The sequence below is a fragment of the Bacteroidia bacterium genome, assembly GCA_033391075.1.
Classification (GTDB): domain Bacteria; phylum Bacteroidota; class Bacteroidia; order J057; family J057; genus JAWPMV01.
In genome coordinates this window covers 2,756,828-2,780,199 of the sequence record JAWPMV010000001.1, presented here as the reverse complement: position 1 = coordinate 2,780,199, position 23,372 = coordinate 2,756,828, and the positions used below count along the sequence as shown (strand labels likewise).

Annotated in this window: 18 protein-coding genes; 16 read left to right on the top strand and 2 right to left on the bottom strand. The window is 40.2% G+C overall.

Annotated features, from left to right (window positions below; translation table 11 throughout):
- Positions 1-20: 20 nt before the first annotated feature.
- From R8P61_11230 to R8P61_11185, 10 genes are all read left to right on the top strand, one after another.
- On the top strand, positions 21-416 hold the full coding sequence (locus R8P61_11230) for a hypothetical protein (GenBank protein ID MDW3647630.1): 396 nt from the start codon (positions 21-23) through the stop codon (positions 414-416).
- Positions 417-509: 93 nt separating this feature from the next.
- Positions 510-968 (top strand): hypothetical protein, encoded by a 459-nt coding sequence (locus tag R8P61_11225; protein MDW3647629.1) that lies wholly within the window; start codon positions 510-512, stop codon positions 966-968.
- A gap of 609 nt (positions 969-1,577) precedes the next feature.
- On the top strand, positions 1,578-2,636 hold the full coding sequence (locus R8P61_11220; protein ID MDW3647628.1) for a hypothetical protein: 1,059 nt from the start codon (positions 1,578-1,580) through the stop codon (positions 2,634-2,636).
- A gap of 541 nt (positions 2,637-3,177) precedes the next feature.
- Positions 3,178-3,936, top strand: coding sequence for an AraC family transcriptional regulator (locus tag R8P61_11215; protein ID MDW3647627.1), 759 nt, complete (start codon positions 3,178-3,180; stop codon positions 3,934-3,936).
- A gap of 106 nt (positions 3,937-4,042) precedes the next feature.
- Positions 4,043-5,218 (top strand): serine hydrolase domain-containing protein, encoded by a 1,176-nt coding sequence (locus R8P61_11210; GenBank protein ID MDW3647626.1) that lies wholly within the window; start codon positions 4,043-4,045, stop codon positions 5,216-5,218.
- A 166-nt stretch (positions 5,219-5,384) separates the two neighbouring features.
- Positions 5,385-6,224, top strand: a complete 840-nt coding sequence (locus R8P61_11205) for an ABC transporter ATP-binding protein (protein MDW3647625.1) — start codon at positions 5,385-5,387, stop codon at positions 6,222-6,224.
- Entirely contained in the window at positions 6,221-6,979 is a 759-nt protein-coding gene (locus R8P61_11200; GenBank protein MDW3647624.1) for a hypothetical protein, read from the top strand. Before R8P61_11205 ends, R8P61_11200 begins: the two co-directional genes overlap by 4 nt.
- Entirely contained in the window at positions 6,976-7,674 is a 699-nt protein-coding gene (locus R8P61_11195; GenBank protein ID MDW3647623.1) for a DUF2807 domain-containing protein, read from the top strand. Before R8P61_11200 ends, R8P61_11195 begins: the two co-directional genes overlap by 4 nt.
- A 3-nt stretch (positions 7,675-7,677) precedes the next feature.
- The gene (locus R8P61_11190) at positions 7,678-8,793 is read left to right on the top strand and encodes a histidine kinase (protein ID MDW3647622.1); all 1,116 of its coding nucleotides are present in this window, start codon (positions 7,678-7,680) and stop codon (positions 8,791-8,793) included.
- The gene (locus R8P61_11185; GenBank protein MDW3647621.1) at positions 8,790-9,497 is read left to right on the top strand and encodes a LytTR family DNA-binding domain-containing protein; all 708 of its coding nucleotides are present in this window, start codon (positions 8,790-8,792) and stop codon (positions 9,495-9,497) included. Before R8P61_11190 ends, R8P61_11185 begins: the two co-directional genes overlap by 4 nt.
- Before the next feature lie 295 nt (positions 9,498-9,792).
- Here the strand turns inward: R8P61_11185 and R8P61_11180 are convergent, their stop codons facing one another.
- Positions 9,793-10,755: a sugar phosphate isomerase/epimerase family protein gene (locus R8P61_11180; GenBank protein ID MDW3647620.1), complete on the bottom strand. Its 963-nt coding sequence runs from the start codon at positions 10,753-10,755 to the stop codon at positions 9,793-9,795.
- Positions 10,756-10,980: 225 nt separating this feature from the next.
- Here R8P61_11180 and R8P61_11175 point away from each other — a divergent pair, with 225 nt between their 5' ends.
- From R8P61_11175 to R8P61_11150, 6 genes are all read left to right on the top strand, one after another.
- Positions 10,981-12,552 carry a hypothetical protein gene (locus R8P61_11175; GenBank protein ID MDW3647619.1) on the top strand — a complete coding sequence of 524 codons (1,572 nt, stop codon included), beginning with the start codon at positions 10,981-10,983 and terminating at the stop codon, positions 12,550-12,552.
- 92 nt (positions 12,553-12,644) lie between these two features.
- On the top strand, positions 12,645-12,929 hold the full coding sequence (locus R8P61_11170; protein MDW3647618.1) for a hypothetical protein: 285 nt from the start codon (positions 12,645-12,647) through the stop codon (positions 12,927-12,929).
- A gap of 107 nt (positions 12,930-13,036) precedes the next feature.
- On the top strand, positions 13,037-16,336 hold the full coding sequence (locus R8P61_11165; GenBank protein MDW3647617.1) for a sialate O-acetylesterase: 3,300 nt from the start codon (positions 13,037-13,039) through the stop codon (positions 16,334-16,336).
- Between the two features lie 530 nt (positions 16,337-16,866).
- A complete protein-coding gene (locus tag R8P61_11160; GenBank protein ID MDW3647616.1) occupies positions 16,867-18,504 on the top strand; it encodes a serine hydrolase domain-containing protein in 1,638 nt (545 codons plus the stop codon).
- A gap of 16 nt (positions 18,505-18,520) precedes the next feature.
- Positions 18,521-20,119, top strand: a complete 1,599-nt coding sequence (locus R8P61_11155) for a D-aminoacylase (GenBank protein MDW3647615.1) — start codon at positions 18,521-18,523, stop codon at positions 20,117-20,119.
- A gap of 176 nt (positions 20,120-20,295) precedes the next feature.
- On the top strand, positions 20,296-20,676 hold the full coding sequence (locus R8P61_11150) for a DUF2200 domain-containing protein (protein ID MDW3647614.1): 381 nt from the start codon (positions 20,296-20,298) through the stop codon (positions 20,674-20,676).
- Positions 20,677-20,866: 190 nt separating this feature from the next.
- Here the strand turns inward: R8P61_11150 and R8P61_11145 are convergent, their stop codons facing one another.
- Positions 20,867-23,323, bottom strand: a complete 2,457-nt coding sequence (locus tag R8P61_11145; GenBank protein ID MDW3647613.1) for a DUF4397 domain-containing protein — start codon at positions 23,321-23,323, stop codon at positions 20,867-20,869.
- Positions 23,324-23,372 lie beyond the last annotated feature (49 nt).

Below are 23,372 nucleotides of genomic sequence, written 5' to 3'. Positions count from 1 at the left end.
TACAATAAATAAGAATCCCTATGAAAGACATCCCAGGAATCGATGAAAACGGTAATCCTAAAAATGGACCTTTTAAGCTGTTCTTCAAGAATGGCCTTGTCTCTTGCGAAGGTGAGTTTGACAACGGCAAGAAATCAGGAAAGTGGAAGTACTTTCTCAACAATGGCCAGATGCAATCCTCCGGTAGCTTCAAGGATGGAAAGATCGTTGGGGAGTGGAAATGGTTCTTCAAGACCGGCGAATTGCGGGGAACGGGCGGCTTCGACGATGAAGGGCAGAAGCATGGTGAATGGAAGCGATACCATGCAAATGGGCAACTCTGGGACGAAGGTCGTTTCGAACACGGCAAGAAGAAAGGTAATTGGAAGGTCTATAATGATGCAGGCGAGCTCACCAAGACCCAAACTTTCAAGTAGGAGACTGGAAGTCTCTGTCTATCCATGCAGCTCCCGAGCAGCTGGTTCAAAAAATAACGCGAAAAAAGGAAAATAATAAAGCAGTAAAGAAGAATGAGAATTGAAGATTATTATATACAAAAAATCGATGACGCAGGATACGAGGATATTGCAAAATTTATTCTTTCTGATAATGAGATAAGCAATGAGGAAAAGCTGGAATTATGCATTCAACTATTCGAACTTGATCATAAAACAGAACCATTAAAAGTTTGCAAACAACTATATACTCAACTTGAGTATAATGAAAAAAACAACTTGTGGGAATTGTATCGAAAATACTTAGCCTCAAGAAAGATGGGTCCAAAACGTCTGATTCTTGAGTCAATTCTCAAGGATTTTGTAAATGATGATGAATTTATAAAGGAAACCCTTGTTTATACATTTGGGAATGTGAAATATCAGAAGGATTTGGAAAATTTTATAAAAATTACTGAAGGATTATCTGAAGAATTACGTAATAAGCTAAAGACAATAATTACTGAATTTATTGCAAAAGTGAAGCTTGGATAAGCAAAAAGGAAATAACACAAACTATCCTCACTGACTCGCTAATGCTTTATCCTTGTCGGATAGTTAACCACTAAGTACGTAATATGCATTGGGTCATATCCATCGGTTTATTTCTTTCGGTATTTACAATAAATCCAATTCCTCAGCAGCCCGAAATATTGTATATCTATCATGGAGTAGGAGGGGGAGGCTATGAAAGTGCTAAAATCACAATCTATTCAAATATGACCTATGAATTTCAACATAGTAGCGATTGTTGTTGCGGTCTGCATTTAGATGATCTAGGAAATTGGAAAGAAAATCGGAAGGGCCTTTTGCTATTAAAATCTGATCAAAGAATCATGGACCTTGATTGTAAAAAGAGGAAGATCTTCAGGAGTTTTAGGATCGATCCTCAGAAAAACAAAATCCAGGTACCTGCTCGTATCTATGGATATAGAACAATGGTGCGATATATGCCATCTGAAAACTAACAAGAGCTAGAAGGCCTAACCGTAGCTAAAACAGCCTTCCGCCAACTAAGCAATCCGGATCAATATTCCCCCCATTCTTTGTATGGCTACACCCAATAGAATAACAATAGACCGCTAAATAGGAAACCTCTACTTTATGAGCATACGCAATCAAACATTAAGATTTTTAGCACTCATGTTAGTAGGAGTCTTTTGCTCCTCTTGCCAGGATAAGGAAGAGGCCGCTATAACTGAGCATAAGTTTAATCCCGGTCATTATGTAGCGGTAAGTCCATTTTTTGAACTTTCAGAAATAAAGCATTTGGATGAGAGTGGCTTAAAAGGAATAAACAAACGGTACTTCTGGCGAACACTGGAACCTGAAAAAGATGCTTACGATTTTTCCTTTATTGAAAAGGATTTAGCCTACTGTTCCAGGCACAATAAACAGCTTATCGTATTTCTTTGTGATAGGGCTTTTTGGATTAAAGGTGCTATGCCCCATTACCTCAAAGAACTTGAATGGAAAGAGGAGGGGGGAGGCTTTATCCCCATCCGTTGGGATACTGAGTATCTAAAGCGATTCATCGCACTTGGCAATGCAATTTCAGAGCGATTTAATGCTCACCCAAATTTTGAAGGGATAGCACTGCAAGAGACATCTCTGGGGATGCCAGAAGATGTTTTGATAAGCTATAACTACACTCCAACAAAATATCGCGATGCGCTTAGCACAATCTTAACTGAGTTTAGCACCTCTTTCTCCGGAAGTAATATCTTTTGGTATCAGAATGGAATAGGAGGGACCAATACACTAATCCGGGAGATTGCTGATTCTATATCACATAGAGAAAATATAATCATGGGTGGACCAGATGTCCTGCCTTATAGAAAATGGCTCCGATACACCTATAAAATCTATGGAGATTATAAAGACGAAATCAGCTTATTCTGTTCGGCCCAGGATGACTCATATCACCACCATAAAAATGATATTCGATATTCAGAAAAATTACCTCTTCATGAAGAGGGATATTTAACTATGGAAGACATTTTTCTCTATGCAAGAGATGAAATGCACGTCCAGTATTTGTTCTGGAATTATTTTTATGAAGGGGGCGAAAAAGGATGGCGTTCTTTTGATGATGCCATAGAGGTTGTTAAAAAATATCCAGTGTTTAACCAGCCTGAGATTGGCATAAATGAAAACAGGTAAATAGATACAAATCTGTAATTCCGAATTTCTTTAGCATTATATTCGCCAGGCAAGCTCAGTAAGCCGTATAAAGTCTAATAGGCACGAACATGCATAAACCTCCTTCTTATAGTCGTACCGACCTCAGCTAAATTCTATGAATCTATATTTGTTAAGTTAACTTCCGATGGATTTCTCAATATTAGCTGTAACAAGCATATTTATCCTATTCTTTTCCCTTCTGTTGGCATTATTCCTTTTCACGGTCAAAACTTCCAATAAAAAAGCGAACACTTATTTGGGGGCTTATTTTTTGATTTTTGCCATTCACATCAGTGTTTTCTTTTATTCCAGCTTTATTAGCTTACCCCCCCTGTTAGAAACACTTCGAGACCACATCGCTTTTTTCACAAGCCCCTTATTATTCTTGTATGTGGTATCTTCTATATATTCAGATTTCAAATTAAAGCCGAAACATCTATTACATATACTTCCATTTGTAATTCAGATAATCATCTTTTCCCCGAGATTTTATTTTGCAAATGCAAGTACGAGAAACTTCTTGTTCGAAAATCTGAATAATAGCCTGGAAGGCAAGTTATCTATAGTTTACGGTCTGTGTATCTCTCTTTTCTATCTGGTACTGGTGTTTTTAGAATTGAGGAAATACAAACAATTATTGTTAGAAAACCATTCAAACCAATCTACTTTTAACTATAAATGGCTTTATCAATTATTTATCCTGCTCTGTATAATCTTCTGTTTTTCATTTTTCAAACAGATTTATAAACTATTCGGTACGGATGTTGAAATTTTAAATTATTCAAGATTGCTTCTTAGCCTGCTTTTAGTTGGCTTTTTAAGCTGGATAGTTTTAAAGAGCATGTATTATCCACATCTATTCCGAAATATTAATTCAACTTACTTACTAACAAAGAATATTCTCAAGGATACTGGCAATCAAAAACAGCCAGAGAAACCTGCTGGAGAAGAGATTGAAAAATTGTTGGCATATATGGAAGAAGAAGAACCTTATCTGGATGCTTCTTTAACTCTACACAAACTCGCTAAAGAATTAGACATGCCAAGTCGTGAACTCTCAATACTCATTAACCTTAAGCTGAAACAGCATTTTTTTGATTTTGTGAATCAATACCGAATAAATAAGGCAGAGAACATGCTACTCAATTCAACAGAAGAAAAATTAACGGTTCAACAAATTATGTATGATGTAGGCTTCAATTCTAAATCTTCTTTCTATACGGCTTTTAAAAAGAAAACAGGCATGACCCCTTCAGAATACAAAAAGAAAGCTGACTAGCTGAACGAGTTATTTTTTGACATAAAAAGGGTTCGACTTTAGATAGTCGAACCTTTTTTAATGCCTATTTATTTTCATTTGCTATCGAATTTAAAAACATAACAATATGAAAAATATACTTTTAGTACCCATCCTTCTATTTTTTATCTATTCAAGTTGCAGGTCTCAAAACAGGCAAGAAAATAAAGTAGCAACTAAGGGTAAGAAATCAGTCGAAATTTATAGTGATGCTATTGGCAAGGAGATAAAGCAAATCATAGACAAACATGCTAAAGAAGTTTTAGAAGATTCATTAATACATGCTTTGTCCATTGGACTTTACCTGGATAAGGTATCTTTCAATTTTAATTATGGTGAATTAACCAAAGGAATAGGAGATATCCCCTCGCATAATACTATTTATGAGATCGCTTCGATAAGCAAAACATTTACAGGAAGCCTGGCTGCAAAAGCTGTTTTGGAAGGGAAACTGAGCCTGGAAGATGATATACGAAAATATCTAGCTGGACCCTATCCGAATTTAGCGTTTGAGGGAAAGCCCATAAAAATAAAACATCTATTAACCCACACCAGTGGAATCGCTAGTGAAATTTGGGGCATGGATGAAAATCGTACAGCGCTGAATGAACTTGAATTTAATGAAGCATATATCACGCTTGAAGACAAACAAACGAAGGCTAAATTCCTTGATCAATTATCAAAAGTAACAATCACTGAAAAGCCGGGGCAAACATTTACTTACTCAAACTCAGGGACAAATTTGATGGGATACATTTTGGAGCGGGTATATGAAAAGCCTTTTCAAGACTTAATCATGGATGAAATCATTTCAAAGGCAAAGATGCAGGATACCCATTTTCATTTACCGAAAGACAAACAACATAGACTCGCAAATGGCTACTTACTGAATAAGCCCATGCCTGAATCTAATCTGGCTAAGACCCTATGGGGGGCAGAAGGCGCATTAAAATCTACAACTGCAGATATGTTGAAATATATTAGCTACCAGCTCAAAAACAGCGAGATTGTCAGGGAGTCTCATAAAAAGATATTCGAAATTGATACCGATTACTGGATCGGATATTATTGGTGGATAATTAGTAATCAGAATCATGATTTGCATTTTAGGCACGATGGTGGGATTTCCAGAGCAAAGAGCGTACTCGCAATTTTTCCAGAAAAGAAAATAGGGATTTCAATTTTCACCAATCAATCTTCCGTAAGGATCAATCAAAAACTCCATGACTTAACCTATAAAATCTATAATGAACTTCAGGATTGAGCATAAAAGGACCAATAAGTGCTTGTTTATCCTCTCTATCCAAATTTTTTATTGGCAAAAAGTAGCCCTTCATTATGAAATATTCGCTATTGCTTGATTTTAATTTTTGATTAGCCTGTCTTGACTTACTTTGGCTAAATCAGAATTAAATCAATTCGGAATCATAATGATACAAGTAGACCGATTGGGATATCAATACGCTAAAAAAGAACCCATTTTAGAAGAAATTTCTATCGAATTCTCAGCCGGAAAGATCTACGGTTTATTGGGGAAGAATGGTGCGGGAAAATCAACCCTTATTAAGAACATGACAGGGATGCTTTTTCCAAGCGAAGGCTTTTGCAGGGTCAACGGATTTATCCCTGGGAATCGAGAAGTTGCCTTTTTAAAAGACTTGTTTTTTGTTCCCGAAGAGTACTACCTCCCCAATGTTTCCATTCACCATCTGTTAAAAGTTTATCCGAAATTCTATCCACATTTCAACACAGATCAATTTACCGGATACCTCGATACTTTCGGTATACCTTTGTCAAAGAAGACCAGTCAGCTTTCCCTGGGGCAAAAAAAGAAGGTGATGATTGGCTTCGCCCTTTCAACAAACACCCATGTACTAATTATGGATGAACCTACCAATGGCCTGGATATTCCGTCTAAAATCATTTTTAGGAACATGATAAAAGAAGCTTTCCGAGAAGATCGAATTGTCATCATTACCTCTCATCAGGTTCGTGATTTAGATGAGCTCATCGATACCATTTTAATCATGGATAATGGGAAGATTTTATTTAATGAGAATAAGCTTGATATCGCCCGAAAATGGCAATTCGATCTGTCGCCTGTTCCACTCCAGAACTCAGACGCGATATATGAAGAGAAGGTAAGCAATGGCTATGCTTCCATTTCAGAAAATAAAAGTGAAGAAGCAGGCTATGTGGATATTGAGCTATTATTCAATGCTGTTCTAGCTAAGCAATTACATCTTACAGAATTAAGCTGCCAAGTATGAGTATTACAAGCATTTCTATACTTATCCAACGACAATTCATAGAACATAAAAGAATCTATGGCATAGGCGCTTTCGTCCTATTTGCCTTACTCATTTTTATGTTTTTAGTCATTCACCAATGGCAAGACAGCTTTTCCGGAGCCGTACAAAATGGGGTTTTCATTATTGGGTTATTTGTTTCAGGAGGAGTTTTTAGCAGTACCATGTTTAGAGAATTGTCGAGCAAGCAAAGTGCTATTTGGTTTCTAAGCATGCCTGCTAAAGATGTTGAAAAAGTATTTCTCAGCGTTTTACTTTCGGTTCCGTTTTTTATACTTGTCTACCTCTTGATCTTTTACCTGGCAGACCTCATTTACCTGTATGTGATAGTAGAAAATGCTAGTCCTGCAATGCTGGATATAACAAGAAATAATTTCTATCATGTCTTCTTCCAATACTTAATATTCAATGGGCTTATTCTCTTAGGTGGAGTCATCTTCAATGCATACAGCCTGATAAAAACAATCCTGCTGTGCGTCATTCTTTATGCCTGCCTCAATTTTTTGAATAACACACTATTGGACATCTTAATCCCTGAAGTTCCTGTTCTGTCCAGCATATTGTTCGATAGCTTTTTGTTCTCACATCAAGGGGAAAATATCAAAGTAGCCATGTTGGGCCCAGTCGATTTACTATCCTCCTTATTTGTGCGACTTATTTTGCCTTTTTCGCTTTGGATTGCAGTATGGTTGAAACTTAAAGAAAAGGAAGTATGAAAATGAAGAAAAGCAATGAATTCCTGGCAACACTCGGATTACTCATTTTTTTAATGATGTTTTTTACCAATTTCAATTTGGTCCAGGAATACAAAAAGATCGATTTATCAGATCCCTTCAAGAACTATATTTCCCAGGACACTGAGCCCTATACCGTATTGAAATTAACAGGCAGTAACGGCTATCCGATTGAAGTGAGGCAAGCAGATGAAAATGAGCTCAAGCTCTTACGTTCTCGGACTGAACATCTAACGTATCGCATACATGCAGACACTTTGTTTATAGAGTTTACGGGAGCCAGGATCTCTAAACAACAAAGCATGAATTCGACTTCTCCAGCTGCTATTATTATTCAAAAAAGTAGGTTGCCGGAAATCATAGCGACAGATATTCATTGTAAAATATCAGATTTCAAGTCGGAAGAAATGAAGTTAAGTATAGAAGGGAATGCGCTTGCCGAAATAAAGGATTGCCACTTTAATCGCATGGAAGTGGGTATATCTCAGCAAGGACATCTGGAATTCTTCCATCAAAATAGTATTGATTCCTTGCAGCTTAACATGGCAAATACCTCCGTCGCTTTCTTGAAGAATGTTAATTTGCATCATATACAACAAGACTTGGGGGATAGTATCGCCATAGTACTATCTAATCATGTTTTTAGTGCATTTTTGAATAAGCCTGCAAGTAATTAGAATGTGAAAACTCTATCCCTGGAACATATTTTCGAGAAAAGGAATTCCTCCAAATCAGGTCGAATCGTATCGCATCTCCTCTTTTGGTTAGTGGTATTTGGAAGTTCATTTTACCTCATTAAGTCATCTTTTGATCCCTACAGAGATACAGCCCTGAGTTTTCTTTCTCCTTTGCGATATACCCTGGGCATTGCCTTGTTTTATTATCCCTTGATGTATCGCTTGATTCCGCAACTTTTAAAGGATAAAAACTGGTTTAGGTTTTTTATCTACCTTTCCCTACTCATCCTCATCTATGTTCTATTCGAAGCCATAGGAGAAAAAGTGGTATTCGAGTATTGCGATGAATGTGTAGCCCAGGCGGAACAAATCAATCCCGATTACCTTTCTGTAATCCAAAAAGGCTTGATCGATAATATCCTTTTCAAAGGCTCTCAAATTGGACTATTTCTCAACCTGTTTTCGGGCGTTCTTCTTCCCTTTGCTATAAAAAACAGTTTGGGTTACTACAGAGCTTATGCACAAAATCTTCAGTTTTCGAAGGATAAAGTTCAGCTGGAGTTAAACTTCCTCAAAGCCCAAGTAAATCCACATTTCCTGTTTAATACCTTGAACAATTTATATGGAGCCATCATTAAGAAGCGGAACGATCAGTCCGCGGAAATTGTAACACGGCTTTCAGATTTTATGAGGTATTCCTTGCAAAATGTAGATCGTACGACCATTGCTTTACAGGAAGAAATTGAATTAATCAATAACTACCTTGAACTTGAAAAAATAAGAATGAACCATGTTGAGGTTTCCTTTGTATATGAAGTGCAAGATGGAACCTACGAGATTCCTCCTCTTTTATTTATTCCCCTGTTGGAAAACGCCTTCAAATACTCAACTGACAAAACCGGCTCCAAGATTGTTATACGCATGCACGAGCAGGATCAGCGGCTAAGTTTTTCCATTCAAAACAATTACCATGCTGATAGAAGCCTTAAGGAAAGGGGGGGCTTTGGATTAACAAACCTAAAAAAGCGACTGGACATATATTATCCGGGTAAATACTCCCTGGAAACCTCAAAAAACGACTCTGTGTTCCATGCAGAACTAACAATTAAGTTGTTATGAAAACCGTAAGCTGCTTACTCGTAGACGATGAGCCCATCGCGAGAGAAATTCTGATTTCGCATCTGGATAAAGTGCCCAACTGGCATGTAAAACACGCATGCATGAATGCAGAGGAAGCTTATGAGGTGCTTTTAAAGGAAGACATTGATGTTATTTTCCTTGACATTGAAATGCCAGAAATCTCAGGAGTTGAATTTCTGCAATCTTTAAAAAATCCTCCCTTAGTCATATTCACTACTGCATATAGTGAATATGCCTTAAAAGGCTATGAGCTTAATGTTGTTGACTATTTATTAAAACCCATTGCTTTCAATCGTTTTTTTCAAAGCATTGAAAAGGCAAACTTGATGCTGGAAGTCTTAAACAATGAGAAGAAATCCGATATTCCTTCACCTCCTTTTATATTTGTAAAACATGCGGGCAAACTCATAAAGATCAACTTTGAGGACATTATTTACGTGAAGGCAGAGCAAGAATACAGCTTGATTGTATTGGAAGATGCAAAAGTCCTGGCTAGTAAGCATCTGAAATTATTGTTAAGAGAATTGCCCGATCAGGAATTTAGCCGAATACATCGCTCCTATATCCTGTCTCACCATAAAATATCCTCCATTTCAGGAAACCAAATCCAACTGAAAGATGGAACAGAGCTACCCATTGGCAATACCTACAAAGAAGAACTCCTTCAAAAGCTTCAGATCTGATAAAAGGGGAAAGGCTCCCAGCTGTAATAAAATAGTAGCTCGAATTGGCTCAAAGGAATTAGCATAAGGATCGGTAAAATCATGTTCCTGCTAGGAGCTTGCGAGCTCTCCCTTTTGCCCCTTTGGTCATTCAGAAATATTTAGGACTATTTTTACAAACTTTCCCAAGCATTATTTGAATAAGTCCGCTAACAAAGGATAAATTCATAAAGCTAGTGGAGTAGAAAGGAAGTTTTCAGGGAAACCTTTTGCTGAGTTTGAGGCAAATCGCCTATATCGAAAATCTTCATAGAAGCTAGACCTCATAATAGAAGGCATCTCTCAATACTCCCAGACTTTTGGGTATAGCTGTATCCGGTGATTCCTTGCCTTCAAACTCAAGGGAAATCCATCCTTTGTAGCCCACATCACGCATCATCTGACCAATGGCAGGATAATCTATGTCCAGGGAGTACCATTTACCTCCGCCATAATAGGTTTTGGCTTGAATGAGAAAGGTCTGGGGAGCCATTAGTTTGAGCTGTTCCTCGCGATTCTCCAGGAAGTTGCCTGTATCCATGGTCATTTGTAACCAGGGACTATCAATCGCATCCACAATCCGTTTTACGCCTTCAGCAGTTCGACCCAGCCCCCAATGATTTTCCAGGCCCAGGACCACTCCACACTTTTCTGCAGTTGGAATGCAAGCTTCAATGGAATCAATCACCCATTTGAAACCATCTTCATCTGTATAGCCTTCCAGGGTCGGTTCTATACCTTTATGGGCCATGAGATCGTCGAAATTCCTGGAGGTTCCCCAGCGACCAGTATTCAGGCGCATAGTGGGTATACCCAGGGCGTAGGCCAATTCTATCTGCCTGATTGTTTTTGCAATATTTTCGTCCCGCTTTTCCTTTTCAGGATACACATATCCCTGGTGAGTACTGAAACCCATAAGATCCAATCCCGCATGGAAAGCCTGTTTCTTCAGCTTTTGTAAATAGCTATTTTCTTCTGATGTCATTTGCACCAAGAGGAGTTCGATTCCATCAAAGCCCATCGCTGCTGCCTTATCGATGCACATTTCAATCGGAGAATCTTCTTTAGGGCCGTTGAACTGCCAGAAAGAATAGGTGGAAACACCAATGGGGTTCCTTCGAATGTTAGCTGGTTTTTCGACTTTTGATTCTTCTTTAGTTTCAGAAGATGTACAGGAAGAAAGCAAACTTGCCATGCCTAAGGCTGAGGCGTTTTGGAGAAATTTTCGACGGTCTTTCATATTGCAAGGATCTAGGTTTTATTAAATATAGCAATTAACTCCTTTTGATATATTTGCTGAAAACTGCTCAGAAATCAATGCCCAGCATAATTTTATCTATATTGAAAAAGTACCTCTATCTGAAACTTCACTAATACAAAATCGATGAAGTCAACAGCTTGTCTATCCCTCATATCAGCTCTTATTTTCATGAGTTGTTCCCCTCAGAAAGGATCAAAAGATTCTATGGAATCTTCAGATGTCGTTCTGGGAAAATTAGGACACAGTTTCACCCTTAAGCCTGGCGTTCAGGAGAAATTTGATGAGGGCTTGTTGCTTTTGCACAGCTTTGAATATGAGGACGCTTTGACAGCCTTTGAGGAAGCTACGGCTTTGGATAGCACGGAAATATTAACGCATTGGGGAGAGGCCATGTGTCATTACAAGGCCTTGTGGAAATTACAGAACACAGATAATGGAAAAGCAATTGTAGCTCATTTGGGAAGTAGCAAAAAAGAGCGTTTAGCCTCCATCGAGTCCGAATTGGAAAAGGAAATGTGGGAAGTGGTCGAAATCATGTATGGGGAAGGGGAGTTTGAAGAAAGGAACAACAGGATAAAAGATCATTTAGGCACGCTGCATGAGAAATATCCTAAAAATCAAGAAATAGCGGCTTTTTATGCTTTATCTCTCGTTTGGGCAACGGAAGAATATGGAGACGGTAGCTATGACCTAAGGTTAGCAGCATCCGTTGCTGATGAAATCATCAAAGTAAATCCGCTTCATCCCGGTGCCTTGCACTATAAGATACATGCCCTGGATGGCCCAGTCTCTGCCAAAGATGCACGAGATGCTGCCGATGCTTATGCTCAAGTAGCTCCTGATGCAGCACATGCCTTGCATATGCCCTCGCATATCTACCTGGCGCTGGGAGAATGGGATGCCGTAGTGAGTTCTAACCAAAGATCCTATGATGCCAGTGTGAAGCGAATGATCAAAAAGGAATTGTCAGATGGTGCCAGAGGTTATCACTCTTTGGCCTGGTTGCATTATGGACTTTTACAGCAGGGTAAGTATGATATGGCTGAAAACATCCTGAACGATATGCTGAACTATGTCCCCAAAGACCCTACAAAAGGAGCGAGAGGATATTTACTGGGTATGGAAAGTAGGCAATTGGTGGAGAGTGGAGAAGTAAATGAGAAAACTCAGCTTGACCTGGATGTTAATGTCGAGGACATCGGCATCCTGCCAAAATCTGTCCGCAGCTTTCTCCGGGCTCAAGTCGCTTTTCAGAATAAAGAGATCAGCACCATCAATGATGAGATTGAATGGCTCTCCAAAGAAACCTATGTGGCTTCACTCAATATGAATACTTCTGGTGATGCCATGTGTGCAGCAGGTAATAGCAGATATGCACCTACAGAGAATTCTGTAAAAATTGCTCAGGTTACCAAAATTCAAATGGAGGGAATGAAAGCTCTCCTGGAAGGAGACGAGAAATCCTTCGAAGCTAAAATGAAAGAAGCCACTGAATTAGAAGATCTTACCGATTTTCCGACAGGACCTCCTAGAATTACCAAACCTTCTTTCGAACAATATGGGGAGTGGTTATTAGCTAATGCTCGCTACGAAGAAGCCATTCAGCAATTTGATAAAGCTTTGGCCCGCATGCCAAAAAGAGCTAAATCTCTCAAAGGTAAACTCACAGCACTCAAAGCACTTGATCAAATAAAGGAAGTTGCCCATATTCAAGCGGAACTCACATCTATTTATGCTCAAGCTGATGCTGAGGTAAAAGAATTCCTGAAAGAGTAAATCAGCTTCTAAACCTAGGGACCGAAATGGGATGATATCAAATTCTCTGCTAAGCCTGGAAATAGGCATAGCTGTTGCGCAGCACATATTTGATGAAAGCCTACATTCAGACAGATAAACAAGGAGATTATTTCAATGTCAATGCATTTGTAGCAACAGTTGGATTTAAGTCCCTGGGTTTTGAAGCCTTTAAGTATGGCGATGCAGATGAAGTCAGCCATACCGAGCAGGAAAATTATCAAAATGTAGGTCTTGCTTTAGAAAAACGCTTGCAATTTCCAATAAAAAAATTGAGTTTACCCGACAATTCCTGCGATACATTCAGGAATCTTTTAAGAATCTATCTACACTACATCCGCATTTACACTCCCTTATAACCTTATAGAAGTAGGCTACGAATTGTAAACAACTCGGAGCTCAAGCATAATGCAATGTCTAAGCTGAGGGATTTATTCCTGAAAGCTTAAATTTCTTAACTGAGAACATGAAATATTTACTAACTACAAGCCTCTCATTTATTATTTTTCTATCCTTATCCAACCATCTTGTTGCCCAGGTACAGGATGCAAGCAGGTCAGGTTTTACCTGGATCACAAAGGAAGACGTAAGCGACCAGAATTACGGATCTGGATATACTCTATATAGTGCCGCATGGCCAATATTTAAACAATATCCCGGGGCTCCCAGGTTCCAAATGGGCCTGGCAGGGAGTTGGCTTTCGACCCAAAGAACAGGTAGCGAGCCCTCACAGTTTTATACGACCATAGAAGGCGGCCTTGGATGGTGGCATGATACCCGATTCGGCACTAAAATCCCTAAGTTTATCATGGGAGGCGTTTCTTATAATTTTTATGCCTGGGCAAACGGACCGGGTGCCGGCCGTAGTAATATGCTGGGCAATGGACAAAGAGATTGGAGTACTCCAGGAGGAAAATACGGGGTTGCACAATTGTCCAATAGATTATTGTGGGCACCAGATGGATTAAACATGGCTCAAAGCTTAAATGGAGAAATGTTGGGCTATGGCTACTTACCTTTGCCCTTGACCGAACCCATGCAACAGACTAGTGGTGTGAATGTAGAGACAGGAAATCAATGTTGGACCTTATTTTTAAATACAACCAACTTCAAAGGACCTGCAACCTTTTTTCTGCCCACTTTTTGGACAGAACCTGTGGTCCTCGATCCTACATTAGAGGGATTGTTTCTGGACTCGAGACCTTCAGATCCAAATGTTAATACAGGAATTGAACATGCAGAATCACCAGCCTTAGTCTCCACAGATGCCAATGGCATTCCCTATGCCAAAATAGAGAGGCTACAATTTCCTGCCAGTACAGAAGATAACTCCATCCTCATGAATCAGTTCACTGTCTATTCTCAGGATGCCCTCTGGAATGATATGGTATCCTGGTTCAATGGAGGAGCTGTAGTGCCTGCTGGACTTACACAGTCGGGAATTCGTCCGGTTTCTATGGTGAATGGTGGGGGTTCTATGATAGGAGAAATTCATGGATCTGGACTCAATAATGAAATTGAATTGAGCTACATGGATAATATCCTGCTCAATTCGGACATCATGGGATTTGAATTTGATGTAAATACGGTTTCTGAAAAGGATGGCCTTTTCATTCTACCTGAATATTTCAAATTAGAATCAGATAATAAATGGCATCCTATCACTGAATCTTCCCTCCCTGCTTCAAGCAATTTGCTGAATAGCCAGGTGCCCGTAACTCCCAGGCCTGAGATCACTTATCTGACTCCATTAGATCCAGATTGTCAATGGCAAGATCCCAATGGTCCCTGGAATAGTCCTGGTCCTTCGGCCGGTCCTTTTACTGCCGAATTAGGAGATGGGTCAACCCTGACCTATTATTGGTACCGCTTTGTGGACCAACCAGCCATTGTCCATGCGAATCTACCTGCGAGTATCAGAAATGAGATGCAAAGGAGGGTAGAGTTAATCCATTCCAACTGGAGTCATACAGATGAATATATAGCTCCTCCGAGTTTTGGTGAAATTGCTACCCTGGATCCGGCTGCTCTGGTTACACCACCTCCAGGTTTCGAGATTGGTTATGTCCCTATAGTTAGCCGACAGGAACAATCTGCACCTAAAGTCAGGGTATTTGTCCTGGCAGGACAGTCAAATATGGAAGGATATGGCACCATCAATGATCCTGAAAATGATCCGGGAAGTTTAGTTGATGTCATTCAAAATGATGTGGATGGAGAGTGGGCAGAAATTGGGAGTGCGGGAAACTGGAATACCCTGGCTGGAGCCTCTCTATATTTTGCAAATGATGGGGATACGATTCGATCTAATGTAACGGTGGGTCAGGGGGCAAATCCCAATTTAATTGGTCCTGAATTGATGTTTGCTCATCAACTGGATGAATATTATGAGGACCCGGTATTAATCATAAAAACTGCCTGGGGAGGGAAGAGTTTGGCTGAGGATTTTCGTCCACCTTCTGCAGGAGGAACTACAGGACCCTTTTACCATGCTATGATTCAGGCTGTATCGGATGTTACCCAAAACCTGAGTACAGAGTTTCCCAATATCGGAATCAGCGACTATGAAATATCAGGATTTGCCTGGTTTCAAGGATGGAATGATGGAGCAACAGATGGCTTTTTGAGTGAATACGAAAGCAATCTTTCCCATTTAGTAGTGGATGTAAGAAACGATTTTGGCAATCCCAATCTTCCTGTGATTATCGCTAATTCTGGTCATGGGGGATTTGTACAAAGTCCTGATCTCTGGGTTCAAAGTATGCAAAATGTCGTTTCCGTTGCGCAGGAAAATATAGGCTGTGATGATGCTGCCTATGGAGGGAAAGTAGGATTTGTACAAACCAAACAATTTTACCGGGAACAAGCAGAATCTCCTGAAAACGCGATACATCATTTCCACAACAATGCCCTTACTTACCTGAACATTGGTAAAGCAATGGGAGATGAGATGATTTTGGCATTAAATGATATGGCCTATTGTTATGGGGAGGAATGTAATGATCAGCAAATAACACCGAGTATAGTATCAATTGGAAATAGGGTATGGAATGACTATGATCAGGATGGAATAAATGATCCAGATGAACCAGGCATTCCGGGAGTTTCACTTGTGGCCTGGAGGGATTCAGACGGGGATGATATCCCGGATTCTCAAGGTTTCCTTGGCGTTCAGGTGACAGATAGTGCAGGCTATTACAGCTTCTCCGGTTTAGCACCTGGAAATCATGTAGTTTTTGTTTGGAGCGTAGATAATTGGGCAGTTGGCGAGCCTCTGCATGGATTCCAGTCAACAAATGGCTTTGTGGCAAATGCTGATAACAATGTGGATTTGGATAATAATGGTTTTGGTCAGCCTTTTACGGATATTATGTCCGGCATTGTTAACTTAACTCCTGGTCAGGAACCTCTGGAAGATGGAGATCCATTTAACTGCTATTTCAATTATGATGCTAGTGGGAATAATACCGTTGATTTTGGATTTTTTGACCCCAATGCTACAACCTCTATAGATGATGGCTTGGGTAAGGAAAACTTTGTCCAATTATTTCCAAACCCTGTTCAGGACATATTAACTATTGAAGGGAACTTAAATCAGTACCAGATTGAAATATTTGACATGAGGGGGCAATTTCATCAAAGGAGCCTGCTTACAGGAACCAAGCAAACGATTGACATATCGTCTTTACCTTCTGGCGTCTATCTGGCAAAGATTTCCAGCAAGTTTCATGATCTTGTTGAGTTTCAGAAAATTGTCAAGCAATAAGAAAGCATCTGATTTCGAAGGAAAAAGGAATTATGCCAGGTTGATTTGATCACATGCTAAAGCGAAGCGAGTTGTTGAATTAAAAGAAGGTAAAAGAGGAACGGAAGGCACTTGCCATTTGTTTCAGCAATACATGCGCAGTCTTGTTGCCCAATTCTATAGAGGGAAATGCCCGAAAAAATTATATGGCAAGTTGTCCTCGCTTATCAGCAAAGGAAAAGCTTAGAGGAAGAAGAGAAAAGCAGGCTGTTCGATGTTTTAGGTTTATCCATAATTATAGACAGTTTTGGGTATTACGAACGCGCAAAATTCCCTGATTTTAAGGAGAAACATAAACTAGATGCCTTAAAAAAATTTGGGAAGGGAAGCTCTTTATGAGAAGATTTTGGTAGTATAACTTTAACTGAAGCGGGTATACTTCAATAAAGTAAAAGCCAATCTTTATCTGAAAAAAAATCCCGTATTTGTAACACTACTGAAATAAAAAGACGAGCTTTGAGGGTTAAACAAAGCATTTATTCTGGAGCCTTATGTATAGATTGCCATTCCTCCTTTTCTTTTTATGTTCCACCTTAAATTGCTTTCCCCAATTAGAAGCAATTGTTGATGAACACTATGGGGAGTTTTCCGAAAGCCCTGGAGCTATTGTAGCAATTTATAAAGATGGAGAGATCAGTTTTAGCAAAAGCTATGGAATGGCCAACCTGGACTTTGAAATTCCTATACAAGCAAAAACGGTATTCGATATAGGCTCCATTTCCAAACAATTTACAGCTAGTTGTATTTTCCTTTTGGAGCAGCAAGGGAAATTATCCATCGAGGATCCCATCCAGAAATTCCTGCCGGAAATGCCCGTTTATGATGGAGACAGTGTACGAATAAGACATCTCATCAATCATACGAGTGGGCTGAGGGATTATGTAGAAATCATGGCCTACGCAGGCACTCCCTTTAGTAATACGTTCACAGAAGACATGGGATTAGATATCATGTCTCGGCAATCGGAACCCAATTTCAAAGCTGGAGAACGCTTGATGTACAATAATGGAGGCTATCTTTTGCTTGCTGTTATTATCAGGCGAGCGAGTGGAATGTCTATCGGTGAATTTGCTGCTTCGCATATCTTCGAGCCTTTGGGAATGAAGAATACCTTCATTTTGGAAAATCCCAATAGAGTCATAAAAAATGGAGCTACAGCTTATACCCGTCTGCCTAATGGTTCGATTGAGGAACTGCATTATAGGAACTTTGCCATTGGAGGAGATGGGCAAATATATACTACGACTGAGGATCTATTATTATGGGACAGAAACTTTTATGAACCCAAGCTAGGGGGAACCCAATTATTAGATCGCCTTCACCAGCGAGGAATATTGAATAATGGAGATACTACGACCTATGCCGGAGGCCTGTTTATTGAAAAGTACAAAGGTTTTCGTTTGGTTCATCATACAGGTTCCTGGGGAGGCTTCGTAGCTGCTTTCTACCGATTTCCAGAACTTCGTAGCAGTATGCTGATTCTTTCCAATTATCGAGCAACGGGATCACTCAAACGCATATATGCCATCCTGGATGGGCTCCTTCCTTCTCAACAATCCTCTTCAAAACAAACAGAAACAAATGAGCTTGGACGTTATCAGCCAAGCCTGGAGACACTTGAAAAATATGAAGGACTATTTGAAGGTAAAACTGAGCCTCACAAAAGATTTAGAACCTATGTAGAGAATGATAGCCTGAAAGTGCATCTATTTTGGAAAAAGCAAAGCGCTACTCTGATTCCCATTGCCCAGGGCGAATTTCAACATGCAAGTATTTCCTATATGAAATTTGATTTTAATCAAGCGGATCATGCACCCGTAATCCATGAGCCTTTAGGAAAGTTAAGCAGCCAGCGAACCCAACCTTTTGAAGCCCTCGATGATGTAGCTCCTTATGCCGGTATTTATTATAGCAAAGAAGTAGGCGTGAGCTATACGATATCAGCCGAAGGAAAACAGTTATCAGTCAAAAGAGGAGAAGAAGATCTATATCTTCTGGATCAGCTAAGTCCTGATGTATTTGGTAAAAACATCCTGGGCTTTCAATTTAAACGAGTGGATGGCAAGCCAGACTCATTCCTTCTTCATGATAGAAGGATTAGAAACTTACAATTTATAAAAATCAAATAATCTCAGTTGCGATCCTATGCTTAAAGCCTTGAAATCAGGGACAATTATCTTTTTGCTTTTCTTCTTTAGTTGTAGCCCACAAGAAAGTTATGACCTGGTCATTCAGGGAGGAAGAATCGTAGACGGTACAGGTGCAACTTCCTATGAGGCCAATATTGGGATTGTGGGAAATAGAATAGTCAAAATATCAAATGGCCAATTGAAGCTGAAAAATGGAGGGGAATTGATAGATGCTAAGGGATATATCGTATCGCCCGGATTCATTGACATGCATACCAATGTAGAAGTAAACATCCAGGACTACCCATTGGCGGAGAATTTCATTCGACAGGGTATTACCTCTATCATGGCAAGTTTGCATAGCGGGGATCAGGCCTATCCGCTGGGAGCCTATGCCAGTCAATTAGAGATCGCTCCTAATATCGGATATTTTGCCGGGCATAGTTGGATTAGAAAACAAGTCCTCGGTTTGGAAAATCGCCAGGCTTCCCCAGAAGAACTGGATCGCATGAGGGATTATGTGGAGCAAAGTATGCAACAAGGTGCTCTTGGACTTTCGACCGGATTGGAATACGTTCCCGCAAATTATGCTTCTGAAGATGAAATTATCGAACTGGCAAAAGTGGCTGCCAAATACAATGGGGTTTATTTTACCCATATGAGGAATGAAGGATCAAAGCTTCTGGAATCCATTCGCGAATCCATCCAGCTTGGCAAAGCAGCAAATATTCCTGTAGAGATAAATCACCTGAAGGCAGCCGGGCAAAATCAGTGGACATGGTCTGAACGGGCCTTATTACTCATCGATTCAGCAAGAGAATCCGGAATCCAAATACATGCGGATATATATCCATATACTGCATTTAGTACTTATTCCTCCATTCTTATTCCGCAGTGGGCTATGGCTGGTGGGAGAGAAGGATTAAAGAGGCGTGTCAGGAATCCAGATAGCTTGGAAAGAATAAAATCGGGAATGGAACAATTGTTTCTCAGTACTGGAGGAGGGGAGGACCTCTCCAAAATTCAATTTAGAGCCTTTCCCTATGATGCATCTTTTGATGGTAAAACCATGAAAGATTATGCCGAATCCTTAGGCCTGGCTCCTACACTCAAAACGGGTGTTGAACTTTTGCTAGAGCTTGAGCTCAAAGGAGGATTTATCGGAATTTTTCATGCGATGTCTGAAGAGGATCTTGAGAATTTTATAAGCGATCCTGAAATAATGTTTGATTCGGATGGGGATTTACTTACCCCAGGATTGGGACATCCTCATCCTCGATGTTATGGGACATTTCCCAAAATTCTGTCTACCTATGTCAGAGATAAGAAACTTATTTCATTGGAAGAAGCGATCAGGCGCATGACTTCTTTGGCAGCTGAGAAAATTGGGCAAAAAGATATCGGCAGGATAGAAGAGGGGGCTATATCCGACATAGTCGTTTTTGATCTTGAGGAGATTGAGGATCGTTCAAGCTATACTGATCCTCATCATTTTCCCAGAGGCATCAAGCATCTGCTCGTTAATGGAACTATTGTAATCAAGGATGAAGAGCTAAGCGGAAAAAAACCGGGAAGATGGTTAAGAAGAAACCAGGAACATGAATCATTCCCATGATTTAGTAAATTAATAGATAAAATAGGATAGACAATCCAGCTACAGACATGATATCCGAAGGAAGGTTAAATGATCCCTGAAAGAATCCTGTAAGGATTAAATTGATCGGCAATCTTCTTATATTCAATATGCAAGAGCGTATAATAAAGAAGAGCTTTTTACAATCATTATAGACTATGAAAGTTACAGCAGAAAAAAATGAGAAAGTTGCCAATATGATATTTGCTTCTATCTATCCCCATTACGTAAATAGATTGGAGAAAAATGGAAGAACAAAAGAAGAACTCAACCAGGTAATTGAATGGCTAACGGGTTATGATGAAGATAAATTACAGGCTCTCATTGAAAAGAAAGTAAGCTTTGGGACATTTTTTCAAGAGGCAAACCTACATCCCAACGCACACCTGATTAAAGGAGTCGTTTGTGGGTATCGGATTGAAGACATAGCGGATGAATTTGAATTGTATCGGCAATGTAGGTATTTGGATAAGTTGGTTGATGAATTAGCAAAAGGGCGTAAAATGGAGAAGATTCTACGAACTGCCCCTATTAGTTGAAAAATGATGTTTTCAAGCATCAAAAGGAAGAATACTTATTTGTTTTTATAGTTCCAATTAGCTGCTTTTTCTATTGAGAAAGTATCGGGGAGATTGGCCAAAAATGGGTTATGTAAATCCTCAAAAAAACAGGGACAGCCGAAGCTGCCCCTGTCATTACGGTAAAAGATTCGTTATTAACGAAACTCCTTTACTCTAAAACCAAAACCTTTTGTACAGCTCTTGAAGTTTCGGTGCGCATGATAATCAGACGCATGCCACTACCAAGTTCTTCTGCTGACAAATTCAATTCTTGTTCTCCAACAAATTGGTTCGAGATTACTTTTTCGCTCAGCACTTTTCCACTCATATCCAGAATCTGGAAAGAAACTTCTCCGGGAGTATCAACACTATATTCAAGCGTCGCACTTCCTCTAAATGGATTAGGATAAGTTTTCAAAAGTGCATTATTCTGACCCAGATCTCTGTCTCTGGAAGTTACATTGTCTAAGAGGATAGCCGTACCGTCAGCAAGTACGAGAAGCAAACCGAAAGCCTCGCCATCAGCATTGTCAGCTGGAGTAAGGAAACCGGATGCTACTATGATACCAGATCCACCACCCAGTCCGCTGGCATCAGCGATAAATGAACCTACAACAGTAGAGTTAGCTCCTTCAGGAGTTACATTCAACTGGTAAGAAGCAGCTGGAAGTTCGAGGTATCCTGTTGCATCTGTATAAGCTGCGCTATCTACAATTACCCCAGAACCGAAAGCTACAACATCAACTGCAGGAGCATCAGTAGCACCGTGGAATACTCTCAGATCTACATTTCCAGCATCTCTAGCTGCTTCTCTACTTCCACCAATAGCGTATAGGTTGAAAGCTGTTGAAATAGCTTCCGGGTTTGCTGCAAATCCTGAAGGATCAAGTACGCCATTTGCAATGATGTGAAGCGTATCAGCATCAGTAGCAGTCAAAGGAATGGTCGCGATGACACCATCCGTAATGTCTGCACTTGTTGGAGCAGCGATTACAATATCTACGGGATATCCAGCAGGGAGATCTATAAATCCAGTCGCAGTTCTGAAAGCGAAATCATCTACTTTGACGATCCCTGCGAAGGTATTTACATAAATGTCAACTGTGTCAGCAGCCGGATCAGCAGCATTGTGAATTACCTGAGCCCTTGCGGCACCAACGGGAGTAAGGGCTACAAAGTCCCCTCCTGCAGGCAATACGGCAAATAGGCCAAATCCAGCTCCATCTTCATTATCCGCAGGTGTCAGGAATCCAGAAGCTAGGATAGCTGCAGCACCTCCGCCAAGTCCGCTTGCATCAAAGTAAAAAGGAAAGAGTACACTTGCAGGATCATTAGCTGCTGTTACATCTATTCTGTATTGAGCAGCTGGGATTGTGACATATCCGGAAATATCCTGATAGGCTACACTGTCCAGCAAGGCTCCTCCATTTGCATTTACCCCTACAGAAGGAGCATCAGTAGAACCATGTACTACGGTTACATCAAGATCAGTAGCACTGGCGCTTGCATTTCTTCCTTCTGTCAACAAAAGGGTAAATCCATTGTCAACGCCATCCGGGTTAGCAGCGAATGAACTGCCAGGGAGATTCAATACACCACTTGCAATAGCTAAACTTCTGGAATCTGCCACCAGGGTAGGAGTGAAGCTTGCCAAACCATCAGCGATACTCGTACTGTTTTTGGCAGCTACGACAATATCTATAGGATATCCAGCAGGCAAAGTCAGGAAGCCTGTAGCAGTTCTGTATGCTACATTGTCCAGTTTGATGGTATCAGTTAGAATATCCACATAGATATCTACTGAATCAGCTGCAGGATCACCAGAGTTGTGAATCACCTGTACATCTGCTGTATCTCCCGTTGCTGTTAAAGGCAAAACGGTACCATCTGCCAAAGCAGCAAAGACTCCAAAACCAGGACCATTTTGATTGTTGGCGGGATTCAGAAAACCAGATGCAAATACAGTAGCTGCTCCACCTCCCAAGGTACTTAAGTCTACAAAGTAGGAAATAACTACAGTCGAATTATCATTGTAAGGAGTGATGTCAAGGATGTATTTTGTAGGGGCTACAGCAGCATATCCCTGAAATGTGCCATAAGCAAGATCATCAATCAAAGTAGCTCCACCCGCACTGGCAACAAGGATATCAACAGAATCGACATCCGTCGCACCGTGAAATACTGCCAGGTCAACGTCAGTACTTGTTCCTAGCTGTCTTGCCGGTGTTAAAATTTCAAGCTTGAAGGCAATGTCTGCTCCATTTGCTGTTTGATCAAAAAGAGCTGGAACCAGGACGCCAGTTGCCATGGCAATGTAGTTTTCTCCTGCTGTCAAAGGAGGGAGAGTTATTGTTGCCAAAATATCAGAGGGTCCTGTACTGGTTCCGGGAGCAACTCCAACATCGATTGAGACTCCTGCTGGTAAAGCGATGAAATTGGTGGCTTCCCTGAAATTCAGATCATCGACTGCAGGAGCCGCTCCGGCGTCCAGATATATATCAACGGTTGCTGCATTTGGGTCCGCCGCATTGTGGATAATTTGCACATTCGCAGTTTGGGCATAAAGGCTAACATTTAGCATAAGTAAGCCTAGTCCCATAAGTATGGGAGTAATAATCTTCTTCATGTTTTTAGATTAAGGTTTAAGGTAAAAAAGGCAATCTTGCCCGGGTGTT

Bases quoted from the DNA above. Each gene is read 5' to 3' on its own strand.
- R8P61_11230 (MDW3647630.1), top strand. From the start codon at position 21: ATGAAAGACATCCCAGGAATCGATGAAAACGGTAATCCTAAAAATGGA.
- R8P61_11225 (MDW3647629.1), top strand. From the start codon at position 510: ATGAGAATTGAAGATTATTATATACAAAAAATCGATGACGCAGGATAC.
- R8P61_11220 (MDW3647628.1), top strand. From the start codon at position 1,578: ATGAGCATACGCAATCAAACATTAAGATTTTTAGCACTCATGTTAGTA.
- R8P61_11210 (MDW3647626.1), top strand. From the start codon at position 4,043: ATGAAAAATATACTTTTAGTACCCATCCTTCTATTTTTTATCTATTCA.
- R8P61_11205 (MDW3647625.1), top strand. From the start codon at position 5,385: ATGATACAAGTAGACCGATTGGGATATCAATACGCTAAAAAAGAACCC.
- R8P61_11200 (MDW3647624.1), top strand. From the start codon at position 6,221: ATGAGTATTACAAGCATTTCTATACTTATCCAACGACAATTCATAGAA.
- R8P61_11195 (MDW3647623.1), top strand. From the start codon at position 6,976: ATGAAAATGAAGAAAAGCAATGAATTCCTGGCAACACTCGGATTACTC.
- R8P61_11185 (MDW3647621.1), top strand. From the start codon at position 8,790: ATGAAAACCGTAAGCTGCTTACTCGTAGACGATGAGCCCATCGCGAGA.
- R8P61_11180 (MDW3647620.1), bottom strand. From the start codon at position 10,755: ATGAAAGACCGTCGAAAATTTCTCCAAAACGCCTCAGCCTTAGGCATG.
- R8P61_11175 (MDW3647619.1), top strand. From the start codon at position 10,981: ATGGAATCTTCAGATGTCGTTCTGGGAAAATTAGGACACAGTTTCACC.
- R8P61_11170 (MDW3647618.1), top strand. From the start codon at position 12,645: ATGAAAGCCTACATTCAGACAGATAAACAAGGAGATTATTTCAATGTC.
- R8P61_11165 (MDW3647617.1), top strand. From the start codon at position 13,037: ATGAAATATTTACTAACTACAAGCCTCTCATTTATTATTTTTCTATCC.
- R8P61_11160 (MDW3647616.1), top strand. From the start codon at position 16,867: ATGTATAGATTGCCATTCCTCCTTTTCTTTTTATGTTCCACCTTAAAT.
- R8P61_11155 (MDW3647615.1), top strand. From the start codon at position 18,521: ATGCTTAAAGCCTTGAAATCAGGGACAATTATCTTTTTGCTTTTCTTC.
- R8P61_11150 (MDW3647614.1), top strand. From the start codon at position 20,296: ATGAAAGTTACAGCAGAAAAAAATGAGAAAGTTGCCAATATGATATTT.
- R8P61_11145 (MDW3647613.1), bottom strand. From the start codon at position 23,323: ATGAAGAAGATTATTACTCCCATACTTATGGGACTAGGCTTACTTATG.